The organism is Allobosea caraganae (assembly GCF_003351345.1).
GTDB lineage: Bacteria > Pseudomonadota > Alphaproteobacteria > Rhizobiales > Beijerinckiaceae > Allobosea > Allobosea caraganae.
The window spans coordinates 406,236-427,514 of the sequence record NZ_QQTO01000022.1; the positions used below are offsets into that span (position 1 = coordinate 406,236).

General features: G+C 67.2%; 23 protein-coding genes. 13 read left to right on the forward strand and 10 right to left on the reverse strand.

The genetic code is table 11. From position 1 onward, the window contains the following. Positions 1–17 precede the first annotated feature (17 nt). The 3 genes from DWF00_RS29505 to DWF00_RS18300 are packed head-to-tail and all read right to left on the reverse strand — an operon-like array spanning position 18 to position 3,291. Positions 18–635: an Isoquinoline 1-oxidoreductase subunit gene (locus tag DWF00_RS29505; RefSeq protein WP_181832622.1), complete on the reverse strand. Its 618-nt coding sequence runs from the start codon at positions 633–635 to the stop codon at positions 18–20. Then, positions 635–2,830, reverse strand: a complete 2,196-nt coding sequence (locus DWF00_RS18295) for a xanthine dehydrogenase family protein molybdopterin-binding subunit (protein ID WP_114829194.1) — start codon at positions 2,828–2,830, stop codon at positions 635–637. The genes DWF00_RS29505 and DWF00_RS18295 overlap by 1 nt, the downstream gene beginning before the upstream one ends. A 2-nt stretch (positions 2,831–2,832) precedes the next feature. After that, positions 2,833–3,291, reverse strand: a complete 459-nt coding sequence (locus DWF00_RS18300) for a (2Fe-2S)-binding protein (RefSeq protein ID WP_114829195.1) — start codon at positions 3,289–3,291, stop codon at positions 2,833–2,835. 192 nt (positions 3,292–3,483) lie between these two features. Between DWF00_RS18300 and DWF00_RS18305 the strand changes: the two genes are divergently transcribed. After that, a complete protein-coding gene (locus tag DWF00_RS18305) occupies positions 3,484–4,101 on the forward strand; it encodes a TetR/AcrR family transcriptional regulator (protein WP_114829196.1) in 618 nt (205 codons plus the stop codon). Between the two features lie 108 nt (positions 4,102–4,209). Here the strand turns inward: DWF00_RS18305 and DWF00_RS18310 are convergent, their stop codons facing one another. Next, on the reverse strand, positions 4,210–5,868 hold the full coding sequence (locus tag DWF00_RS18310) for a caspase family protein (protein WP_114829197.1): 1,659 nt from the start codon (positions 5,866–5,868) through the stop codon (positions 4,210–4,212). A gap of 505 nt (positions 5,869–6,373) precedes the next feature. Between DWF00_RS18310 and DWF00_RS18315 the strand changes: the two genes are divergently transcribed. From DWF00_RS18315 to DWF00_RS18340, 5 genes are all read left to right on the forward strand, one after another. Next, positions 6,374–7,138: an ABC transporter ATP-binding protein gene (locus DWF00_RS18315; RefSeq protein ID WP_114829198.1), complete on the forward strand. Its 765-nt coding sequence runs from the start codon at positions 6,374–6,376 to the stop codon at positions 7,136–7,138. Next, positions 7,128–7,871 (forward strand): ABC transporter ATP-binding protein, encoded by a 744-nt coding sequence (locus tag DWF00_RS18320; RefSeq protein WP_114829199.1) that lies wholly within the window; start codon positions 7,128–7,130, stop codon positions 7,869–7,871. The genes DWF00_RS18315 and DWF00_RS18320 overlap by 11 nt, the downstream gene beginning before the upstream one ends. A gap of 60 nt (positions 7,872–7,931) precedes the next feature. Next, positions 7,932–9,134, forward strand: a complete 1,203-nt coding sequence (locus tag DWF00_RS18325) for an ABC transporter substrate-binding protein (RefSeq protein WP_114829200.1) — start codon at positions 7,932–7,934, stop codon at positions 9,132–9,134. 108 nt (positions 9,135–9,242) lie between these two features. Beyond that, positions 9,243–10,307, forward strand: a complete 1,065-nt coding sequence (locus DWF00_RS29725) for a branched-chain amino acid ABC transporter permease (protein ID WP_210207882.1) — start codon at positions 9,243–9,245, stop codon at positions 10,305–10,307. Between the two features lie 34 nt (positions 10,308–10,341). Beyond that, positions 10,342–11,334 (forward strand): branched-chain amino acid ABC transporter permease, encoded by a 993-nt coding sequence (locus tag DWF00_RS18340; protein WP_114829201.1) that lies wholly within the window; start codon positions 10,342–10,344, stop codon positions 11,332–11,334. Here DWF00_RS18340 and DWF00_RS18345 read toward each other — a convergent pair whose 3' ends face one another. The 4 genes from DWF00_RS18345 to DWF00_RS18360 form a co-directional block, all read right to left on the reverse strand. Next, positions 11,335–11,706, reverse strand: a complete 372-nt coding sequence (locus DWF00_RS18345; RefSeq protein ID WP_210207883.1) for a c-type cytochrome — start codon at positions 11,704–11,706, stop codon at positions 11,335–11,337. Then, positions 11,703–12,707, reverse strand: coding sequence for a Vgb family protein (locus DWF00_RS18350; RefSeq protein ID WP_114829202.1), 1,005 nt, complete (start codon positions 12,705–12,707; stop codon positions 11,703–11,705). Before DWF00_RS18350 ends, DWF00_RS18345 begins: the two co-directional genes overlap by 4 nt. A gap of 84 nt (positions 12,708–12,791) precedes the next feature. After that, positions 12,792–13,325: an isochorismatase family protein gene (locus DWF00_RS18355; RefSeq protein ID WP_114829314.1), complete on the reverse strand. Its 534-nt coding sequence runs from the start codon at positions 13,323–13,325 to the stop codon at positions 12,792–12,794. A 250-nt stretch (positions 13,326–13,575) separates the two neighbouring features. Next, positions 13,576–14,307, reverse strand: coding sequence for a DUF899 domain-containing protein (locus DWF00_RS18360; protein ID WP_114829203.1), 732 nt, complete (start codon positions 14,305–14,307; stop codon positions 13,576–13,578). A gap of 87 nt (positions 14,308–14,394) precedes the next feature. Here DWF00_RS18360 and DWF00_RS18365 point away from each other — a divergent pair, with 87 nt between their 5' ends. Together DWF00_RS18365 and DWF00_RS18370 are read left to right on the forward strand one after the other, a co-directional pair. Continuing rightward, positions 14,395–14,841: a MarR family winged helix-turn-helix transcriptional regulator gene (locus DWF00_RS18365; RefSeq protein WP_114829204.1), complete on the forward strand. Its 447-nt coding sequence runs from the start codon at positions 14,395–14,397 to the stop codon at positions 14,839–14,841. 63 nt (positions 14,842–14,904) lie between these two features. Continuing rightward, complete coding sequence (locus DWF00_RS18370; protein ID WP_114829205.1) at positions 14,905–15,315, forward strand: VOC family protein; 411 nt, start codon at positions 14,905–14,907, stop codon at positions 15,313–15,315. A 293-nt stretch (positions 15,316–15,608) separates the two neighbouring features. Here the strand turns inward: DWF00_RS18370 and DWF00_RS18375 are convergent, their stop codons facing one another. Then, complete coding sequence (locus DWF00_RS18375; RefSeq protein WP_425453135.1) at positions 15,609–16,691, reverse strand: alpha/beta fold hydrolase; 1,083 nt, start codon at positions 16,689–16,691, stop codon at positions 15,609–15,611. A 218-nt stretch (positions 16,692–16,909) separates the two neighbouring features. Here DWF00_RS18375 and DWF00_RS18380 point away from each other — a divergent pair, with 218 nt between their 5' ends. The 5 genes from DWF00_RS18380 (at position 16,910) to DWF00_RS18400 (ending at position 19,861) form a co-directional block, all read left to right on the forward strand. Next, a complete protein-coding gene (locus DWF00_RS18380; RefSeq protein WP_114829206.1) occupies positions 16,910–17,383 on the forward strand; it encodes a carboxymuconolactone decarboxylase family protein in 474 nt (157 codons plus the stop codon). An 8-nt stretch (positions 17,384–17,391) separates the two neighbouring features. Then, positions 17,392–17,733 carry an Atu4866 domain-containing protein gene (locus tag DWF00_RS18385; RefSeq protein ID WP_425453141.1) on the forward strand — a complete coding sequence of 114 codons (342 nt, stop codon included), beginning with the start codon at positions 17,392–17,394 and terminating at the stop codon, positions 17,731–17,733. Between the two features lie 52 nt (positions 17,734–17,785). Then, positions 17,786–18,466: a winged helix-turn-helix transcriptional regulator gene (locus DWF00_RS18390; protein ID WP_114829207.1), complete on the forward strand. Its 681-nt coding sequence runs from the start codon at positions 17,786–17,788 to the stop codon at positions 18,464–18,466. After that, complete coding sequence (locus DWF00_RS18395; protein WP_114829208.1) at positions 18,463–18,849, forward strand: DUF488 domain-containing protein; 387 nt, start codon at positions 18,463–18,465, stop codon at positions 18,847–18,849. The genes DWF00_RS18390 and DWF00_RS18395 overlap by 4 nt, the downstream gene beginning before the upstream one ends. Positions 18,850–18,925: 76 nt before the next feature. Next, the gene (locus tag DWF00_RS18400) at positions 18,926–19,861 is read left to right on the forward strand and encodes a PLP-dependent cysteine synthase family protein (RefSeq protein WP_114829209.1); all 936 of its coding nucleotides are present in this window, start codon (positions 18,926–18,928) and stop codon (positions 19,859–19,861) included. A 627-nt stretch (positions 19,862–20,488) separates the two neighbouring features. Here the strand turns inward: DWF00_RS18400 and DWF00_RS18405 are convergent. Beyond that, positions 20,489–21,250 carry a GNAT family N-acetyltransferase gene (locus tag DWF00_RS18405; RefSeq protein ID WP_147283686.1) on the reverse strand — a complete coding sequence of 254 codons (762 nt, stop codon included), beginning with the start codon at positions 21,248–21,250 and terminating at the stop codon, positions 20,489–20,491. Positions 21,251–21,279: the final 29 nt, after the last annotated feature.

The window sequence follows — 21,279 nt, forward strand, 5'->3', positions numbered from 1 at the left end:
TTCTACGACGCCGCACTCTACGAAGCCGGGCAGGCCGCGCCGGTATCCGCCCAGGCCTGCATCAGCGCGCCGAACTGCTCCGGCGTGCCCGGCGCGGGCTCGCGGCCCGCTCCCGGCTTCCAGCCCCAGAGCACCAGCGTGTCGGTGGTGACGTGCTTGACCAGGCCTGCGAGGTCGCGGCTGCCGTTGCGGTTCTGGTCCTTGAGCTGCTCGCAGATCTGGGCGAGCGACTTGCCCTCCCAGGCCATCGAGGCCGGCGCCAGCGCCCAGTGGCCATCGCCGGGAATGCGGGCGGGATCGTAGTTCTGCTTGCCGTGGCAGGTGGTGCAGGCCATGGCCGGGGCGCCGTGCCCGTCCTTGCCGCGCACCACCAGCGGCTGATGCAGGCGCCTGGCATCGGTCTGACGCGGGCGCTCGGTCGCCGGGTGGCAGTTCATGCAGCGCGGATGCTGGATGACCTTGCCCATCTCGGCGAAGAGCGCGACCGAGCGGTCGCGCTGGTTGGCGATGGTGCCAAAACTCTCGACCGGCCGCAGCGAGGCGGCCGTCGGAGGCGCTTGGGCCAGCGTCAGCGCGCTGCCGGCAAGGCAGAGGCCAAAGCCCGCCGCTGCGGAGAGAAGCAACCCGCTCCGCATCACACCGTCCTCCCGACCATCGGCAGCTGCCGCGGGCGCTGCTGGCCGAGCGCGGCCAGAGCATTCGCCACGGCCGGACCGATCGGCGGCACGCCGGGCTCGCCGACGCCGGTCGGCGCCACCGTCGAGGCGATGATCTTGACCTCGACCTCGGGCATCTCCTGGATGCGCAGCGAGCGGTAGCTGTCGAAGTTGGCCTGGACCGGCTTGCCCTGGTCGAGCGTGAGCTCGCCATAGAGCGCGTGGCCAAGGCCGAAGCCGATGCCGCCCTCCATCTGGGCGCGGATCACGTCCGGATTGACGGCGACGCCGCAATCGACCGCGCACCAGACCTTGTGCACCTTCGGCTCGCCGTCGACGAAGGAGACCTCGGCGATCTGGGCGACGAAAGAGCCGAAGCTCTCGACCACCGCGACGCCGCGCGCCCTGTCGCCGACCGGGCCGGGGCCCTTCCAGTTCGCCATCTCGCCGACCGCCTTGAGCACGGCGATGGCGCGGGCATGCTTGTCGCCCATCAGCGCGATGCGGCCGCTGAGCGGGTCCTGCCCCGCCGCCTGCAGCAGCTCGTCGATGAAGCACTCGACCGCATAGCCGGTATGGGTGTGGCCGACCGAGCGCCACCAGAGCGTGGGAACGCCGACCTTGGGGTTGGCGACCTCGCAGTTGAAGTCGGCGATCTCGTAGAAGAGCTCGTTGGCGCCTTCGACCGAGGTGGCGTCGATGCCGTCCTTCACCACCATCGCCTCCAAGGGCGTGCCGAGGAAGAAGGACTGGCCGACGATGTTGTCGGCCCAGGCGGTGATCTTGCCGTCCTTCACCGCGCCGCGCATGCGGTGGACGAAGAGCGGGCGGTAATAGCCGCCGGCGAGGTCGTCCTCGCGGGTCCAGACCAGCTTGACCGGGCGGTTGGGGCCGATCGCCTTGGCAGCCATGGCGAGTTCGGCCGCCAGATGCTGGCTGACCTGCGCGCGCCGGCCGAAGCTGCCGCCGGCGAGCATGGTCTCGAGCTTCACCTTCTCCGGCGGCAGGCCGAGGATGGCAGCGATGGTCTGGTGCTCGGTGGTCTGGAACTGGCTGCCGAAGCGGGCGAGCGCTTCCGTGCCGTCCCATTGCAGGTAGCCGTCGAGCGGCTCCATCGGCGCATGCGCCAGATAGGGGAAGACGAACTCGGCCTCGACGACCTTGTCGGCCTTGGCGAGCACGGCCTCGGCATCGCCATGCTTGCCGGCGGTGGTGCCCTTCTGCCGGGCGAGCGCGCGGTATTCGGCGATCAGCTCGCGGCTGCCGCGCTTCTCGGCGGCGCTCTCGTCCCAGCTGACCTTCAGCGCCTCGCGGCCCTTCAGCGCCGGCCACATGCCGGTGGCGTAGACGGCGACGCCGGAGCCGATCTGCTTGACGTCGACGACGCCCTTGACCTTGAGCGTCGCAGCCGCGTCGAAGCTCGCGACCTTGCCGCCGAAGCGCGGCGGCCGAGCCACGACCACGGTCAGCATGTTGGGCGCGTGGATGTCGATGGTGAACTGCGCCTTGCCACGCGACTTGTCGTAGCTGTCGAGGCGCTTCACCGCGCCCTCCTTGCCGATCAGCTTATAGGCCGAGGCCGGCTTCAGCGGCGCGTTCTCCGGCACCGGCAGCTTGGAGGCTGCCTCGGCGAACTCGCCGAAGCGGCCCTGCTTGCCCGAGGCGTGGCTGATCACGCCCGATACGACCGTGATCTCGGCGGCCGGGACCTTCCAGGCATCGGCGGCGGCCTGGACCAGCATGGCGCGGGCGGTGGCGCCGGCCTTGCGCATCTGCTCCCAGCTATTGGCGATGGCGGTCGAGCCGCCGGTGCCCTGCACGCCGAAGGCGAGGTTGGCGTAGAGCTTGACGTCGGCCGGCGCGTGCTCGCTGCGCATCTGGCTCCAGTCGGCATCCATCTCCTCGGCGGCGAGCGTGGCGAGGCCGGTGAAAGGCCCTTGGCCGAACTCGATATGCTTGACCAGCACGGTCACGCTGTTGTCGGGCGCGACGCGGATGAAGGCGTTGGGCGCGAAGGTGGCGTTGCCGCCGGGCCTAAAGGCTGCGCCGGCCCCGGAGGACTGGGCGCGGGCGGTTCCGGGCAGGTGCAGGCCGATGACGAGGGCGCCGGCGCCCTTCAGCCAGGTGCGGCGGGAGAGGTTGCGGCGGGAGAGGTTGGGGTCATGTGCGGTCATGGTCAGATCTCCAGCGCGCGGGCCGCATCGTGGATCGCGGCGCGGATGCGGACGTAAGTGGCGCAGCGGCAGAGATTGCCGTTCATCGCGAGGTCGATGTCGCGATCGGTCGGCTTCTTGTTTTCCTTGAGCAGGGCGACGGCGCTCATCACCTGGCCGGACTGGCAATAGCCGCATTGCGGCACGTCGCGCGCCGTCCAGGCGGCCTGCACGGCCTCGGCTTCCTTGCCGGTGATGGCCTCGATCGTGGTGATTTCGCTGTCGCCGACCGCCGAGACCGGGGTGACGCAGGAACGGACGGGCTGGCCGTCGACGTAGACGGTGCAGGCGCCGCATTGGGCGACGCCGCAGCCGAACTTGGTGCCGGTGAGGCCAATATTGTCGCGGATCGCCCAGAGCAGGGGCGTATCGTCGTCGACATCGACGCTATGCGTCGTTCCGTTGACCTTGAGTGAGACCATGGTTGCCTCCGAGCTGGGCATGACACAGCGCGGCACCATGGTGCGGATCGAGAGGCTCGCTCTCGGCGGCCCGATCTGACATATCAGATGCGAGCGATTGATCCGTAGTCCTGGGTCGCGCGACTGGACTAGTTAGACGTTTTGAGTCTAACTAGGATAGTGGCGCCCAGTTTGGATTTTGTCAAGACTGCAATGGCCGACCGCAGCGAAAGTTCCGGCGCTCTCGCCGATGAAACGACGAACCGCATCGCGCAGGTGGCCGATGCGGCGCTGCGCCTGTTTGCCCGCTACGGCTACAAGCGCACCTCGATGGACGACATCGCCAAGGAGGCTGGGCTCGCCAAGGCGACGCTCTACCTGCACTTCAAAGGCAAGGACGACGTCTTCCGTGCCATGTTCACGCTGATCGGCCATCGTGTCGAAGCACGTTGCCGTGAAGTGATGGCGCTGGAGGCGCCCTTCCCGGCCCGGCTCACGGCGCTGCTGCAGGCTCACTACGCCACGGCCTATGCCAGCTTCGGCACTGGCGAGCATCTGGCCGAGCTGAAGGCGGTGATGGCTGATATCGCCGTGCAGGAGATGCAGGCCTTCGAGCAGATCTTCATCGGCTTCGCCAGGCGCCTGTTCACCGAGACGGATGCGGCTGGCGAAATCGCGCTGGCCAAGGTCGGAATCGAGCTGGAGGTGCTGATCGCCAGCCTGATGTTCGCGGCGGCCGGCGCCAAGCTGGGGGTCTCGCTCTCCTGCGAGGGCTATGCCGGGCGGCTGGAGGATATCGCGAAGGTCTTTGCCGCCGCGGTGGGGCGGTAGCCCTCGCCGTCATTGCGAGCGCAGCGAAGCAACCCAGGGGGTCTTGCTCACCCGGTCCCCCTGGGTTGCTTCGCTGCGCTCGCAATGACGATGGAGCTAAGCGGCGCTTCAACGCCGCCGAAAACCGCCACCGAAGCCGCCGAGCACGGCGCCGCCGATGAACTGGCCTATCGCGCCCGCTGCGGCCGAATTGTCCTGGGAGCGCTGGTAGCGATCGGGCTCGTAGCTGCGGTCGCGCCCGACATATTCGCGCTCGCGAGCCGTGTAGCGCCTGGTCGGCACGTACTCGTCCTGCGCCGGGGCCGCGTTGCGGGTCTTGCGCTGGCCCTGCGGCTTGGCCGCCGCCTTGGGAGCCGGCTTCTCGGCCTCGAGCACGGCCTGATAGGCGGCTTCGGTCTGCAGACGCAGCGCCTGCACCTGGGAGGCGGTGAAGAAGCCCGTCGGCGGGACGCTGCGCGACTTCTGCCATTCGGTGATGGCCTTGCGCTGGGCGGCGCCAAAGGTGCCGCTGGCCGCCGACTTGAAGCCGCTGACGCGCAGGCGGGTCAGGAGCTCGCGCCGGTCCTTGGCGGCGAACTTGAGCGCGGTCTCGGTCTGCTGGTTGCCGGCCTCGGCCTTCAGGGCCTCGTCCGTCGCGACGGCAAGGCGCGAAGCGCCTGCGGCATTAGCCGCGCCGCCGGTCGGAGCAGCCGCCGGCTCCTCGAGCTTGGCGAGGCGGTTCTTGGCGAAGACCGCGAACTGGCCGGTCGGGAAGCTCTCGAGATAGGCCCTGTAGTCGGCCGTGGAATTGCCGCGCTCGGCCGATTCCCACATCTTGACGTCGATCTGGCTGCGGTCGAGCCCCTGCACGGCCGGGACGGCGGCAATGGCGGCGGCTCCGGCGGCGCCGATCGCAGCCGCACCTGCGCCCCCTTGCGACGCCATCTGCACGGAGGGGTCGACCGCCGCGAGCTTGAGCGTCGGGTTCATCTTGAACTCGCCGATGATCGACGAATTGGTCCAGGGCTTCTGCTTCTTGTTGGTCGATTCCCAGACGTCGGCGCGCACCCGGTCCATGACCGTGGTGATCGAGACGTCCGGCGTCTCGATATGGCGCAGCAGCGCGGAGGTGAAGGGGCTGTTGCCGTCCTTGTCGCCGTCGAGCGCGACGGCGCGCGGGTCGGTCGCGAACGCGATCAGGATGCCGGAGGCCGACTGGGTTTCGATCGAGCTGAGGCCGCGCGAGACGGAGCGCGACTTGCCGGCGAGCTGGGCGACGAAGGGATTGTCGCGGCAGGCGTCGAGGATGACGATGTTGACGCGCTCGTCGCGCTGCATCTGGCGCAGGATGAGCTGGACGTTGACCGCCTTGAAGTCGAGGTCGGCCTCGGACTTCAGCGAGATGTCGACGGGCAGGAGGTAGTTCTCGTCGCCGACGGCGATGCCGTGGCCGGCATAGTAGACGAGGCCGGCCTTGGAGCCGTCGAGCTTCTGGGCGAAGTCGCGGACGACGGCGGTCATCTCGTCCATCTTCAGGTCGTAGCCCTCGACGACCTCGAAGCCGAGCCGCTTCAGCGAGGCGGACACCGCCTTCGCGTCGCGCAGCGGGTTGGGGAGCTGGGTCACGCTGGTGTAGGCGCCGTTGCCGATGACCAGGGCCACGCGGCGGTCGGGCGCCGCGGCGGCCGGGAGGGCAAAGCCTGCCAGGCAGAGCAAGGCGCCGAGAATGACGACGATCCCGGCACGGAATGCGGAAAGCCAGAACGCGACGACGGTCTTCACGGCCATTCCCCCTTGTTTCAAGTCCGCGTCGCAGGGCTGGCCGGGGGCTCCTCAGGATGAGACTGTTCGGGCCGGGGCAGCAGAACGACACATAAGGAACTTGGTAGCTACACTACACGCCAACATGGCGCTAAAGTAAAGAAACATGACATCAGCCAATAGAATGTTCTGTGATATGCGTCACCCTTCATATGAATGATGCCGACGCGATTTGCGGCGCGCGGCAAATCGATTCGCGTGGCGGGACGGGACCGCGGCCTTGCTGAGCCGGCTGATTTCCCGCTAGGCTGCAGTGGCGCCGGGGATCGCGAAAGAGCGGCGGCGCCCAGCTTGTCGCGCGCCTAGACATTAGGCTTACGCCTTTGGTCGCAATTGGCTTTTTTGCCATTGCCGGTGCGGAAGAGCGCCGCCTCCGCGCCGTTGACATGGGCGATATGCGCGGTGCAGCATGGCGGCAAGGGGAAACGAACAACTCAAGAATGGACCAAGATGACGGCCATGGATACGTGGTATGTCTGAGGATATTATTCTTTCAACCTCAGGTCTCACGAAAGAATTCGGCGGCTTTACCGCCGTCAACGGCGTCGACCTGAAGGTCAGGCGCGGCAGCATCCATGCGTTGATCGGCCCGAACGGGGCGGGAAAGACGACCTGCTTCAATCTCTTGACCAAATTCCTGCCTCCGACCCGGGGCGCGATCGTCTATAACGGCAAGGACATCACCCGCCGGAGGCCGGCCGAGATCGCCCGGCTCGGGCTTGTCCGCTCCTTCCAGATCTCGGCGGTGTTCCCGCAGCTCTCGGTGCTGAAGAACGTCCGCATCGCCCTGCAGCGCAAGCGCGGCGACTCGTTCGACTTCTGGCGCTCCGAGGACGTGCTGTCATCGCTCGACGGCGAGGCGATGCGGCTGGTCGAGGCTGTCGGCCTGGCGCAGTTTGCCGAACTGCCGGCGGTCGAGCTCTCCTACGGCCGCAAGCGCGCGCTGGAGATCGCCACCACGCTGGCGCTCGACCCCGAGATGATGCTGCTCGACGAGCCGATGGCCGGCATGGGCCGCGAGGATGTCGAGCGCATCGAGGCGCTGATCCGCAAGGTCTCGCAGAACCGCACCATCCTGATGGTCGAGCACAACCTGTCGGTCGTCGCCTCGCTGTCGGACCGCATCACTGTGCTGGCGCGCGGGCAGATCCTGGCCGAGGGCGACTACGCCACCGTCTCGAAGGACCCTCGCGTGATCGAGGCCTATATCGGCTCGGGAGTCGGCAATGCTCACTGAGGCGACCCAGGCCAAGGTGCCGGCCGCGGCTGCCGCGCCGCTGCTCTCCGTGCGCGGGCTCGAGGCCTGGTACGGCGAGAGCCATGTGCTGCACGGCATCGACTTCGACGTCGCGCCGGGCGAGGTCGTGACCCTGCTCGGGCGCAACGGCGCCGGCAAGACGACGACGCTGAAGTCGATCATCGGCATCATGGCCAAGCGCAAGGGCTCGGTGAAGCTCGCAGGCACCGAGACGATCGCGCTGCCCTCGCGGACCATCGCCCGGCTCGGCATCGGCTACGTGCCGGAGGAGCGCGGCATCTACGCCTCGCTCAGCGTGCACGAGAACCTGCTGCTGCCGCCGGTGGTGAAGCCGGGCGGGCTCTCGCTCGAGCAGATCTTCACGCTGTTCCCGAACCTGAAGGAGCGGATCAACAGCCAGGGCACCAAGCTCTCCGGCGGCGAGCAGCAGATGCTGGCGATCGGCCGCATCCTGCGCACCGGCGCGAACCTGCTGCTCTTCGACGAGCCGACCGAGGGGCTCGCCCCGGTCATCATCGACCAGATCGGCCGGACCATCGCGAAACTGAAGCAGGACGGGTTCACCATCATCCTGGTGGAGCAGAATTTCCGCTTCGCCGCGACGGTCGCCGACCGGCACTACGTGGTCGAGCAGGGCAAGGTCGTCGACATGATCCCGAATGCCGAGCTCGACCAGAACATCGACAAGCTCCACGGCTATCTCGGGGTTTGAACCAAGTCTTCGCAGTTGAAGCCAAGTCGAAAACGACATGACCATTCAGGGAGAGACACCATGAAACTCAAGTCACTGCTTCTGGCCGGCGCCTTCGCCGCGCTGATGAGCGGCACCGCCTTCGCGCAGGTCAGCGTCAAGGTCGGCGTGCTCAACGACCGCTCCGGCCTCTACGCCGACCTTTCGGGCGAAGGCTCGGTCATCGCCGCGCGCATGGCGGTCGAGGACTTCAAGGCCGCCGACAAGGGCATCAAGGTCGACATCGTCTCGGCCGACCACCAGAACAAGCCCGACGTCGGCTCGACCATCGCCCGGCAATGGTACGACCAGGACGGCGTCGACGTGATCATGGACGTGCCGACCTCCTCGGTCGCGCTCGCGGTCAACCAGATCACCAAGGAAAAGAACAAGATCTTCATCAACTCGGGCGCCGCCGCCTCCGACCTCACCGGCTCGGCCTGCTCGCCCAACACGATCCACTGGACCTACGACACCTACGCGCTGGCGCAGGGCACCGGCGGCGCCATGGTCAAGGCCGGCGGCGACACCTGGTTCTTCCTGACCGCGGACTACGCCTTCGGCCACGCTCTGGAGCGCGACACCACGGCGATCATCACCAAGAACGGCGGCAAGGTGCTGGGCGCGGTCAAGACGCCGTTCCCGGGCACGGACTTCTCGTCCTTCCTGCTCCAGGCCCAGGCCTCCAAGGCCAAGGTGATCGGGCTCGCCAATGCCGGCGGCGACACGATCAACTCGATCAAGCAGGCGGGCGAGTTCGGCATCGTCGCGGGCGGGCAGAAGCTCGCCGGCCTGCTCGTCTTCATCACCGACGTCAACGCGCTCGGCCTGCAGACGGCGCAGGGCCTGGTCCTGACCGAGTCCTTCTACTGGGACACGAACGACCAGACCCGCGCCTGGTCCGACCGCTTCGCCAAGCTGAACGGCGGCAAGAAGCCGAGCATGGTCCAGGCCGGCGTCTATTCGGGCCTGCTGCACTATCTCAAGGCGGTCGAGGCGACAAAGAGCAAGGACTCCGCCACCGTCATGGCCAAGATGAAGGAGCTGCCGACCGACGACCCGCTCTTCGGCAAGGGCAAGGTCCGCGAGGACGGCCGCAAGCTGCACGACATGTACCTGTTCGAGGTCAAGAAGCCGTCGGAATCGAAGGGCCCGTGGGACTACTACAAGCAGATCGCGGTGCTGCCGGCCGAGCAGGCCTTCCGCCCGCTCAGCGAGGGCGGCTGCTCGTTCATCAAGAAGTGAGCTAGCCGTCCCCTCCGCTGTCATCCCGGGTCTGCGCTGCGCTTGCCCGGGATGACGCCGCGAAATTTCGAGGCGACCACCCGACTTTCAGGATGAGTTGAACTTCGCATGTTCGAGCTTCTCGGAATCCCGCCACAGGCGCTGTTCGGCCAGGTCCTGCTCGGCCTGATCAACGGCTCGTTCTACGCCATCCTCAGCCTCGGGCTGGCGGTGATCTTCGGGCTGCTCAACATCATCAACTTCAGCCATGGCGCGCAGTACATGATGGGCGCCTTCGTCGCCTGGATGTGCCTGAACTATCTCGGGATGAACTACTGGGTCGCGCTCTTGCTGGCGCCGCTGATCGTCGGCGCGACGGGCGTGCTGATCGAACGCAATTTCATCGCCCAGCTCAACAGCTCCGACAAAACGCGAAGCGTCATCTTCGTGGCGGTGGCACTCGTCGCCTTTGTGGCGCTGACCCGCGGCCTCAGCGAGATGAGCGTCGCGGTGAAATTCGTAATCGCCATTGGAATCGGGCTTGCCGCCTCGAGCGCCTATTCCTGGCGCCGGCCCTTCGCGCCGAGCGAAACTCAGACCGACCATCTCTACGGATTACTGCTGACGTTCGGCATAGCACTGATCATCCAGGGCCTGTTCCGCAACGAGTACGGCTCGTCCGGCCTGCCCTACCAGATCCCGCCGCAGCTCGCGGGCGGCCAGAATCTCGGCTTCATGTTCCTGCCGAACTATCGCGGCTGGGTGGTCGTCGCCTCGCTGGTCGTCTGCCTGACGACCTGGTTCATGATCGAGAAGACCCGGCTCGGCGCCTATCTGCGCGCCGCGACCGAAAACCCGACCCTGACCCAGGCCTTCGGCATCAACGTGCCGCTGCTGGTGACGCTGACCTACGGCTTCGGCGTGGCGCTCGCCGCCTTCGCCGGCGTGCTGGCGGCGCCGATCTACTCGGTCAACCCCAACATGGGCGCCGACCTGATCATCACCGTCTTCGCCGTCGTCGTGATCGGCGGCATGGGCTCGATCATGGGCGCGATCGTCACCGGCTTCACGCTCGGGCTGATCGAGGGCCTGACCAAGGTGTTCTACCCGGAGGCCTCGGCCACGGTGATCTTCATCATCATGGTGCTGGTGCTGCTGGTGAAGCCGGCCGGATTGTTCGGGAGGACGGCATGAGCGCGGTGTCCTTCGAGATTGCGAGGATCTGACCATGGCAGACGTCATTTCGACCGACGCTCCGGCAGCCGGCCTCGCCGTCACCGAGACCAGCAAGGGCACCGAGCGGCTGCACCGCGCGATCTTCATCGGGCTCGCCGTCGCGCTCGCGGTCGCGCCCTTCGTGGCCTATCCCGTCTTCGTGATGAAGGTTTTGTGCTTCGCGCTGTTCGCGCTCGCCTTCAATCTTCTGCTTGGGTACGGAGGCCTGCTCTCCTTCGGCCACGCCGCCTATTTCGGCATGGCGAGCTATGTCTCGGCCTACACCGCCAAGAACTGGGGCCTGACGCCCGAACTCGCGATCCTGTCGGGCACCGCGATCGCGGCCGTGCTCGGCGCCGTCTTCGGCTCGCTGGCGATCCGCCGGCAGGGCATCTACTTCGCCATGATCACGCTGGCGCTGGCCCAGATGGTCTATTTCTTCTCGCTGCAGGCACCGCGCTTCACCGGCGGCGAGGACGGCATCCAGGCGGTGCCGCGCGGCAAGCTCTTCGGCTTGATCGACCTCACCGACGACCGGGCGCTGTACTGGCTGGTCGCGGTCATCTTCATGGCCGGGCTGCTCCTGATCTACCGCATCATCCACTCGCCCTTCGGCCAGGTCTGCAAGGCGATCCGGGACAACGAGCCGCGCGCGATCTCGCTCGGCTATCGCGCCAACCAGTACAAGCTCGCGGTCTTCGTGCTCTCTGCGACGTTGGCCGGGCTGGCCGGCGCGACCAAGGCGATCGTCTTCCAGCTGGCCTCGCTGACCGACGTGCACTGGTCGATGTCGGGCGAGGTCGTGCTGATGACGCTGGTCGGGGGGCTCGGCACCGTGTTCGGGCCGATCGCCGGCGCGCTCGTCATCGTCTCCATGCAGAACTACCTCGCCAGCCTCGGCGCCTGGGTCACGGTCGTGCAGGGCTGCATCTTCGTGGTCTGCGTGCTGCTGTTCCGCGAAGGCATCGTCGGCGTCATCGCCAAGGCGATCAAGCGGCCGCTCTAGTCAACGGGGCTGCATCAGGAACGCCGCCAGCGCGGCCCGGTCGGCTGGGTCGCCGAGCCCCGGCGCGCTCATCCAGCTGCCGCGGAACATCGCCTCGGGATCGGCGAGGTAGGCCGCGAGCCGCTCAGCGTCCCAGCGCACGCCCTGCGCTCCGGCTGCCTTCAGTGCCGGCGAATAGTCGAAGCCGGCAGCCGAGCCGACGGTGCGCCCATTCAGTCCGGCGAGATGCGGGCCGGCCATGCCAGCCTTGCCCGAATCGAGGCTGTGGCAGGAGCGGCAGGTCTCGAACAGTCTTTCGCCGCGCGCCACATCCTGCGCCATGGCGGGCTGGCTCAGCAGCAGCGCGACGCCAACGGCGAAGCCTGGTCTCACGCCTGCTTCACCGTCTGGATGCGGACGAGCCGGTCGTTGCCGCTCTCGCCGCCCCAGGCCTCGCCGGTGCGGCCATCCATCTGGCGGACATTGGCGCCGGGCTTGTCGCTCGCGAAGCCGGTAAAGGCCTCGGTGACCGGATCGAAATGCACGATCGCGTTGGCGGAAAAATCGGTCAGCCAGATTTTGTCGGCATCGTCGACATAGACCGAATAGGGGCGCGGCTTGTCGCCCGGCAGCTTCCAGGTCTTCCAGGTGCCGCTCAGCGTATCGTAGGCCGAGACATTGCCGGAGTTCCATTCGCTGACCCAGACCCGGTTCTTCGAATCCGACCAGACCCGGCGCGCGCCCTGCCCCGGCGTCGGCGGCTCGACCATGGTGATCTCGAAGGTCCCGGTGTTGATCTGGGCGATGTGGTTGCCGGCGAGCGAGGCGTACCAGGCCTCGCCCGAGGGCGTCAGCGTGATGCCATAGGCGCCCGGCCCGCGCGGCGCGTCCTTGATCTCCAGCTTCGCCGTTCCTGGGTCGAAGCGGCCGATGATGCCGTTCTGGCCGGTGAACCAGAGGATGCCGTTCTTGTCGAAGATCGCGGTGTTGAGATTGGCGCGGCCGCGCTCGGCCGGCAGCTTGAAGAGGTCGACCTTGTGAGTCCTGTCGTCGACGCGGGCGATGGCGTTCTGGCCGCCCTCGGTGACCCAGGCCGCGCCGTCAGGACCGCGAATGACGCCATGGGGGGCGGCGTCGTGGCCGAGCTCGACGATTTTGAGCTGGCCCGAGCGCGGATCGAAACGGCCGAGCGTGCCGTTGCGCTGGCCGCAGACCCAGATCGTGCCGTCGCCGGCATCGGTGACGTCGCGCGCGCCCTTGATCGCCGGCACGTCGAAATAGGTGACATTGAACTTCGTGCCGGTGGCGTCCGGCGCGGTCGCGGTGGCCCGGCCGATCAGGGCCGGGGCAGCAAGGCCGGCAAGGCCAAACTGGAGAAAGGAACGGCGCAGCATCGAGCGTCTCCTTCTGTCGGCCGGGCGCGGGAAGCCCAGTGCGGGCAAGCTAGGCCGACATGATGTTGAAACTGGGCCGCCCCGTCACTTGATCAGGTTCAGAACCGCCCGGAACTGCGGATGTTCCGCGCTGCGCAGCCATTCGAAGGCGACCATCTCGGTGGTGACGATCTCGGCGCCGTGCCGCTCCAGCCGCCGCAGCGCCACCGCCTTGCTCTCCGGGCTGCGCGAGCCGACGGCGTCCTGCACCACGATGACGCGCCGGCCGAGCGACATCAGCCCGAGCGCGGTCTGTCCGAGGCAGACATGCGCCTCGCAGCCGCAGAGCACGAGCTCCTCGTCGTCATCCGGCAGGGCCGCGACGAAGTCGGGATCGCCGCAGGCATCGAAGCTCATCTTGGCGATGACCGGGCCGCTATCGGCGAGTTCGGGCACGGTGCCGCCCAATCCGGCCGGGTTGTGCTCGGTCAGCAGGACGGGAATGTCGAGCAGCCCGGCGATCGCGACCAGCCGGCGGGCGTTGGCAAGCACGCGCGCCCCATCGAAGATCGCCGGCATCAGCCGCGCCTGGACGTCGATGACGACGAGATGGGTTCTGGCGGGGTCAAGCAGCAGCATGGAGGCCACCTTGCAGCTTAAGGCGCGGGGAACCCTCTCCTGTAAGGAGAGGGCAGGGTGAGGTGTCGGCCAGAACACCAGTGAAGCTGAACGAGAGCCGCGGCTTTGCCAACCACGGCCTTCGAACAAAATCTGTATGTTGCCGCTGCGGTCAGGTCACAGCAAAAGCGTCCAACGGCCTACACCTCACCCCACCCTCTCCTTACAGGAGAGGGCTCCCGCGTTTATCCTTCCAGGCGCTGCTCACCCCTCAAGCGCAGCAGGCATGCGCCTTCGGCGCCTGCTCGTACTCGTCATGCCGCTTGACGAAGTTCATGGTCGAGCTCTCGTTGCGGCCGAGCGGGGCGCGGTCGAGGAGCATCAGCGTGCCGATCACGTCCTCGGAGCCGCGCGCATAGCCGGAATAGGTATGGAAGACCTCGCCCTCGTCGTTGCGGATGAAGGCGCTCAGGCCCGGCAACTCGTCATGGGCGTCGCCCGACGGCGTCCTGCGGAAATTGTAGTCCACCGCGCCGCTCGCCAGCTCTTCCGGCGTGAACGAGACGTGGAAGTCGGAGTTGAAGTCGCTGCCGAAGGACGAGACCCAGGGGAAGCCCCAGCCCATGCGGCGCTTATAGGCCTCGATCTTGGCGAGCGGCGCGCGCGAGACCGCGACCAGCGTGACGTCGTGGTTGTTGAGATGCGGCAAGGTGCCGTCGAGATGGTCGGCGAGGAAGGAGCAGCCGGGGCAGCCGGCCTCCCAGTCCGGGCCGAACATGAAATGGTAGATCATGAGCTGGCTGCGGCCGTCGAAGAGGTCGGCGAGCTTGCGCGTCCCGGTCGGCGTCTCGAAGGCATAGTCCTTGCCGAGCTTGACCCAGGGCAGCGCCTGGCGCGCGGCCCTGACCTTGTCGCGCAGCCGCGTCTCCTCCTTTTCATGGGCCAGCAGCGCCTGGCGGGCCGCGAGCCATTCCTCACGCGAGACGATGGGATGTTGTTGCATGACGCGTCCTCCTTCTTGCGGATCCAGCCGCGTGGCCGGCGTATTTAACCACTTGACTAAATACGTTGATATCAACATAAAACTCCGATGTCAAAGCCCCTTTCCGTTCCCTTCGAGACGACCCTGCATGTGCGCGATTATTGCCTGTGCCTGCATGTGCAGCGCGCGGCGCGGGCGCTGGCGCGGCGTTTCGACGAGGCTTTGCGGCCGCTCGCCCTGACCAACGGCCAGTTCTCTCTGCTGATGTCGCTGAACCGGCCGGAGCCGCCGCCGCTCGGCCCGGTCGCCAACCTGCTCGCCATGGACCGCACCACGCTGACCGCGGCGCTGAAGCCGCTGGAGCGCCGCGGGCTTGTCATCGTGACGCCCGATCCGCGGGATAAGCGCAGCCGCCGGCTCAAGCTTACCCCGGAGGGAATTGCGCTGCTCGCGAGCGCCGTGCCGATCTGGCAGCGCACGCATGATGCAGTCGAGGCCGGGCTACCCGGTTCCGATCCTGACCGATTGCGGCAGGACCTGATGGCACTTTCCTAGTTTCACCACCCTGCCGCAGGGCCCCCTCCCCTCCAGCCCCCCAAGAAAGCCCAAGGAGCGACCATGCCCCAAATGATCTTCGTCAACCTGCCGGTGAAGGACCTCGACAAGTCGATGGCCTTCTTCAAGGCGCTCGGATTCAGCTTCAACGCGCAGTTCACCGACGAGACCGCCGCCTGCATGGTGATCAGCGACACGATCTTCGCGATGCTGCTGACCCATGCCAAGTTCAAGGACTTCACGCCCAAGGCCATCGCCGACGCCACCCAGACCAGCGAGGTGCTGATCGCGCTCTCGCGCGAGAACCGCGAGGCGGTCGACAAGATCGTCGCGGATGCGGTCGCGGCCGGCGGCTCGACCTACAACAAGCCGCAGGATCACGGCTTCATGTACGCCCATGGTTTCCAGGATCTGGACGGCCATATCTGGGAGGTGATGTGGATGGATCCGGCGGCGGTCCAGCAGCAGGGCTGATGCCGGCTGTGACCAAACAGCAACGCATCGCCAACCACGCATTAAAAAAGGGCAGCGCTGCTGCCCTTTTCCTCTTGCCGAACGAACGGCCACACCCTACTTCAAGTGCACCGCAGCAGAGATGCTGCGTCGCCCTCCTTGGGCGTTTCCTCCCTAGACTTGGGCTGCGCTTCGGCGTGGCCCTTTTTTCTTTGGCCAAATGATGGCTGGGCGCAGAGAGTAGCGCGGTTTCGCTTTCGCGCAATCGCAATCTGACGCTGCGTCGCAGCGTTTTTTCGCGCACCCTGCCCCGCTCAGTCCCCGCTCGCCGCGCGCTTCGGTACGCCTGCCAGCCAGGCGGCCATGTCCTTGCCCCAGAATTTGGCGTTTCCGGTGGTGCCGTGGCCGCGCGTCTCCGCGCTGGCGGGGATCAGCAGGAGCTTGCCATTGGCCAGCCGCTTCAGCTCGCGTTCCAGGGTGCCGGTCTCGGGCGGGTTGCGCTCGTCATCGGCTGAGTTGATCGCCAGGAGCGGCGCCTTGATCCGCTCCAGGCCGGGCGCGGGGTTGTAGTCGCGCGAGGAATCCCACTGGTAGAGGAAGTCGTTGGCATCGGCGGTGAAGGCCGCGTTCAGGCGCTCGTCGAGCAGCTTGTCGGCCGCCTCGCGGGTCGGCGCCTGCTGCTGGTAGGCGAGCGTGCCGCCGCTGGTGGCGATGCCGAAGAAGACGTTTGCGGTCCTGAAGGCGGGCGGCTGCACGGTGTATTCGCCCCCCTTCCAGTCCGGGTCGTTGCGGACGGCGTCGATAATCATGCGCCGCATCATCCAGTTCCGGCTCGACATCTCCGTCGGCTGCGAGGCCATCGGCACCAGAGCGTCCATGAAGTCTGGATGCTTCACGCCCCACATCCAGGTCTGCATGCCGCCCATCGAGTTGCCGAGTACGAGGCGCAGGCGCTTGAGGCCGAGCCCCTCGCTGATCAGCCGATACTGGGCGTCGACCATGTCGTCGTAATTGTAGCGCGGGAACTTCGCCCTGAGCCCATCCGAGGGTTTCGTCGAGGTTCCGGTGCCGATCGCGTCGGGCAGGATGATGAAATATTTGGCAGCGTCGAGCGGCTGGCCGGCCCCGAACAGCTCGCCGGCAAAGGCCGGGTTCAGCATGCTCGCAGCCGAGCCCGCCGTGCCGTGCAGGATCACCACCGGCTCGCCCGAGGGATCGCCGATCGTGGCGTAGCCGAGCTTGAGCTCGGGCATCACCTCGCCGGTGTGGAAGCGGAAATCCTTGGCGACCCAGGTGCCGCGCTTGGGCGCGGGATAGTCCGCCGCCGAGGCGGCGAAGGTGGCGAACGACAGAATCGCGGCCACGGCTGCGCGCCCGGCCCAATCTCGCATGCTCATCGGTGACGTCCTTGCTTTGCGCCGCCGCGGCTTGCTGCCGGGCAATCCTCCCTGACCGAACGAGGTTCGCGCCGATGGCTGGGCGGAGCAAGCGGAGACGCCGACCGCGCAATCACGATCGCTGGAGGATCGTGCAAGCATCGCGCAGGAACGATCTACCGCTCGGATCCGCGCCGGCCTCATCGTCGCTCCTGTCCGAACGAAGGAGGAGGAACTCGATGGCTCTCGGAACAATCGTTTCATTCAAGGCTCTGCTCGCCGTGGTGGCGCTCGGTGCCGGGCCGGCGCTCGCCGAAGCATCGGCCGACGAACGGCGCCGGCGCGGCGAGGCGGTGATCCGCGACCTCAACAGGGGCCAGGCGCAGCCGACGCTCGAAGGGTTGCGGCGGGACTTTCCCGATCTCGCCGACGCGATCACCGACTACGCGCTCGGGGATGTCTGGGGCCGGCCCGGCCTCGACCATCGCACCCGCCAGCTTGCGGCCGTCTCGGCCTTCGCCGCGCTCGGCAACCAGCCCTTCCTCAAGGTTCATGCCGGCTACGCGCTCAATCTCGGCGTAGCCGAGGCCGAGCTCAAGGAGATCGTGCATCTGACTACGGTCCATGCCGGCTTCCCGCGCGCCATCGAGGCGGCGCAGACGCTGAGCGCGCTCTTCGCCGAGCGCCGCGCTGCCGCGGGAACCAAGCCGTGAGGCGCTCCTTGCTGCAGCCACCCCTTCTTGCCGCGCTCGCGCTGCTTGCTGCCGGGCCGGCCATCGCCCAGGAGAAGACCATGACCGAGACAGCCCGGGCCGAGCGGAGCGCGCCGCACCCTTATGTCGGGATGTGGGTGACCGAAAACGGCCATATCCGCCATGAATTGCTGCCGAACGGGCGCTATGACGAGCAGCGCGGCAATCGCAGGAGCGCCTATCAGGGCCGCTATAGCGTCACCGGCAGCCATATCGACTATGTCGACGATACCGGCTTCAGCGCCGATGGCGAGTTCGTCTCGCTGGACGTGCTGCACCATGGCGGCATGGTCTTCCGGCGCGAGCGCTGAGCGGTCCGGAATCCGTACCGCCCTCACGGCACGGGCATGCTAGGCTCGCGCCATGACGGCTCATGGTCAATATTGTTCGGTGGCGCGGGCGCATGAGGTTCTCGGCGGCCGCTGGACGCTCCTCGTGGTGCGCGAGCTGCTCTGCGGCAGCCGGCGCTTCAACGATATCCGGCGCGGCATCCCGCGCATCTCGCGCACCATGCTTTCCGAGCGGTTGCAGGAACTGGTCCTCGTCGGCGCGATCACGCGCAGCGAGGGCGCGCATGGCCCCGAATACGTGCTGACCGAAGCCGGCCAGGAGCTGGCGGCGCTGGTCAGCGCCTTCGGCACCTGGGGCCAGCGCTGGCTGCGGCGCCAGGCCGAGGACGAGACGGTCGATATCGAGCCGCTGCTGCTCGACATGCAAAGGCGGGTGCGCTTCGACGCCGTGCCGAAGCAGCCGATCGTCATCCGCTTCGAGATCGAGGGCAGCCGGACCCGCTTCATGCTGCTGAAGCCGACGGAGGCCTCCTTCTGCACGCAGAACCCCGGCTTTCCCGAGCCGCTCTGCGTCCGGGCCAGGCTTCCCGCGCTGGTGGCGTGGTGGCGGGGCGATGTCGGCTTCGTCGAGGCGCAGCGGCTGGGCTTGAGCGTCGAGGGGCCGCGCGCGCTGGCGAAGGCCTTCCCAAACTGGTTCGAGCGCTATCTCTTCGCCCATATCGCATCTGCGCGAACGAACGAGGTTTCCGCATGACGCTCCGCATCGTCCGCCTCGGCACGCCCCGGCTCCACGACGAGGGCACGCGGATCGGCACCGTCAGGCGGCTGCCGCGCGGGGTGCGCAAGGAGCGCTATGCCACAGATGACTGGTTCGACGTCTGGTACCCGGACCTCTCGCCCAGCGCCGAGCTGGTGAAGCAGGCGCAAACCGCCACCACCGAGAAGGAATGGAACACCTTCACCCGCGCCTTCAAGGCCGAGATGGCGGAGCCCTCGCCGCGCCGGACGCTCGACCTGATCGCGACGCTCTCGCATAAGAGCGACCTCTCGGTCGGCTGCTATTGCGAGGACGAGACGCGCTGCCATCGCTCGATCCTGCGCGAGCTGCTGGCCGAGCGCGGCGCCAGGATGGAATGAAGCGGTCCTGATTCCGTACCCCACGAAGCCCCCTGCCCGGCCCATAAGCCCTGCACCGAAACCGGGACAGGCCAGCATGACCGAGACGCTTCCAACCATCCTCGACCGCATCGGCAACACAGCGCTCCTGCCGCTGCGCAAGATCGTGCCCGCCAATGGCGCGCGCATCCTGCTCAAGCTCGAAAGCGCGAACCCGACCGGCAGCATGAAGGACCGCCAGGCACTCGCGATGATCGAGGCGGCCGAGGCCGACGGCAGGCTGAAGCCCGGCGGCGCGGTGGTCGAATATACCGGCGGCAGCACCGGCGTCTCGCTCGCGCTGGTCTGCGCGGTGAAGGGCCATCCGCTCCACATCGTCTCCTCCGACGCCTTCGCGAAGGAGAAGCTCGACCATATGCGGCTGCTCGGAGCGACTCTTCAGGTCATCAAGAGCGAGAGTGGGGGGCAGACCGAAAAGCTGACGCGCGACATGATCGAGGCCGCCCGCGTCATCGCCGAGGAGACCGGAGCCTTCTGGACCGACCAGCTCAAGAACCACGACCAGCTCGCCGCCTATCACCGGCTCGGCGACGAGATCCGGCGGCAGACCGAGGGCAAGGTCGACGCCTTCGTCCAGAGCGTCGGCACCGCCGCCTCCTTGCGCGGCACGGGCGAGAGGCTGCGCCAGCATGACGGCCAGATCCGCATCGTCGCGGTCGAGCCGGCGGAATCGGCCGTGCTCTCGGGCGGCTCGTCAGGCGCGCATAAGATCGACGGGATCGGGGCGGGCTTCGTCGTGCCGCTCTGGCAGACGGGCGTGGCCGACCGGATCGAAAGGGTCTCGACCGAGGAGGCGCGGGCGATGGCGCTCCGGCTCGCCCGCGAGGAGGGCCTGTTCTGCGGCACCTCGACCGGGGCGAACGTCGTCGCGGCGCTGCGGCTTGCGGGCGAAATGGGAGCGGGAGCGACCATCGTGACGGTGATGTGCGATACCGGGATGAAGTATCTGAAGGGCTTTGGGGAGTTCATTTGAGGAAGGGCACCGCCCCCGCCGTCATGGTCGCCCTTGTGGCGACCATCCACGTCTTGGGACGTTCATCGCAGGCGAAGACGTGGGTGCTCGGGACAAGCCCGAGCATGACGGGAGAGGCCAGTCGGGGTGACGAGGCGGGCGCGCACCGAAGCCCCCGCCGGCTTTCGCCGCGGGGCTTCGGGCTTGGGCGTATCCAGGGGGATGCGCGGGGCCGGATGCGGCAGCGCGCCTCGACGGTGCGCGCGCCTTGTCGATGTCGATGGAAGTGTCGATGTCACCGCCAAGTACGGCCACACCGACCCCGCGCGCGCGGCTGTTTGATGCGCTGGCGGCCTTCTTTATCCCGACTCAGGGACCAAGCAGCTTGAGCCACCTGCCCGGCGGCCCTCCAGCACCTCCGCCGTCCATGCCCGCAACGGCACGACCTTGCGAAAACCGCACCCCGCCCGGCCGCACGATGCCTCGCGACAGCCCCCTTGGTCGGGCGGAGCGAGGGGAGAATACGGGCGGTTTGGGTGGCGGGGATAAGTCGGAAGGTTGTCCCCGTAGAGAAGCGACGCCTTAGCCCCTAATGCCGAATCCAGGGCGCGTGGACAAGCCAACTTCGGGCGCCGTCCTGAGCCGACATCATTTCGCCAACCATTCCGACTGGGTGTGCAGAAGGCGAAGACCGGAACGTTCCATGTTCCGGTGGCTCGTTGAAGCGAAATCCGCTTGGCCGCACAGCAACCCAGCACCTAACCGCACAGCCTCATTCTGGCGATGCGCCAGCAGGGCGGCGTGCAGGCGGCGACCGCGGTAAGCCGGATGAACGCATGCATCAGCGAGATAGCCGACCTCCCCATCCAGGAAGAGGATTGCCGTCGCTGCCGGCCGGCCATCGATCTGGGCCAGATAAAGGTGCCAACCGGGAAGGCCGAGCCAGCCACGCATATTGCCTTTCGCGCCTTCATGAATTGCGGACGGGAAGCCCCAACCGGCAAGATAAGTGTCGAGGAACTCGTCCATTATTGCCGGCGTCTCGACGGGACGGATAACGTCATCTAGCGCTGGCGTCGCCGTGGTTTGCGCGACCAGCGAGGCATGGAACCCTGTCTGCCGGAAGCCGGCGCGAGCCAAGGCATCGGCCAGGGCCGCGTCCAGACTGCCCGGCCTGATCTCGATGCGCGGCGAGACGCCTTGGGCTGCGAACCAGGCGAGGATATCGGGCAGCAGGAGCGCCTCGTCCGGTGTCAGTCCAACCAGCCGGTTGAAGCGCGGCGATGGCAGTTGCGAAGCGGCCAGCGCGGTCGCCTGCCCGAAGTCCTGAATGGCGATCCCAAAAGGATTGCCCGGCCGCGCCGCGATCAGCCCCATGCGCTGTATGGCATAGGCGAGGTCCAGCTGCATGGCCCGCTCCACCAGGGCCTTTGTCGTTA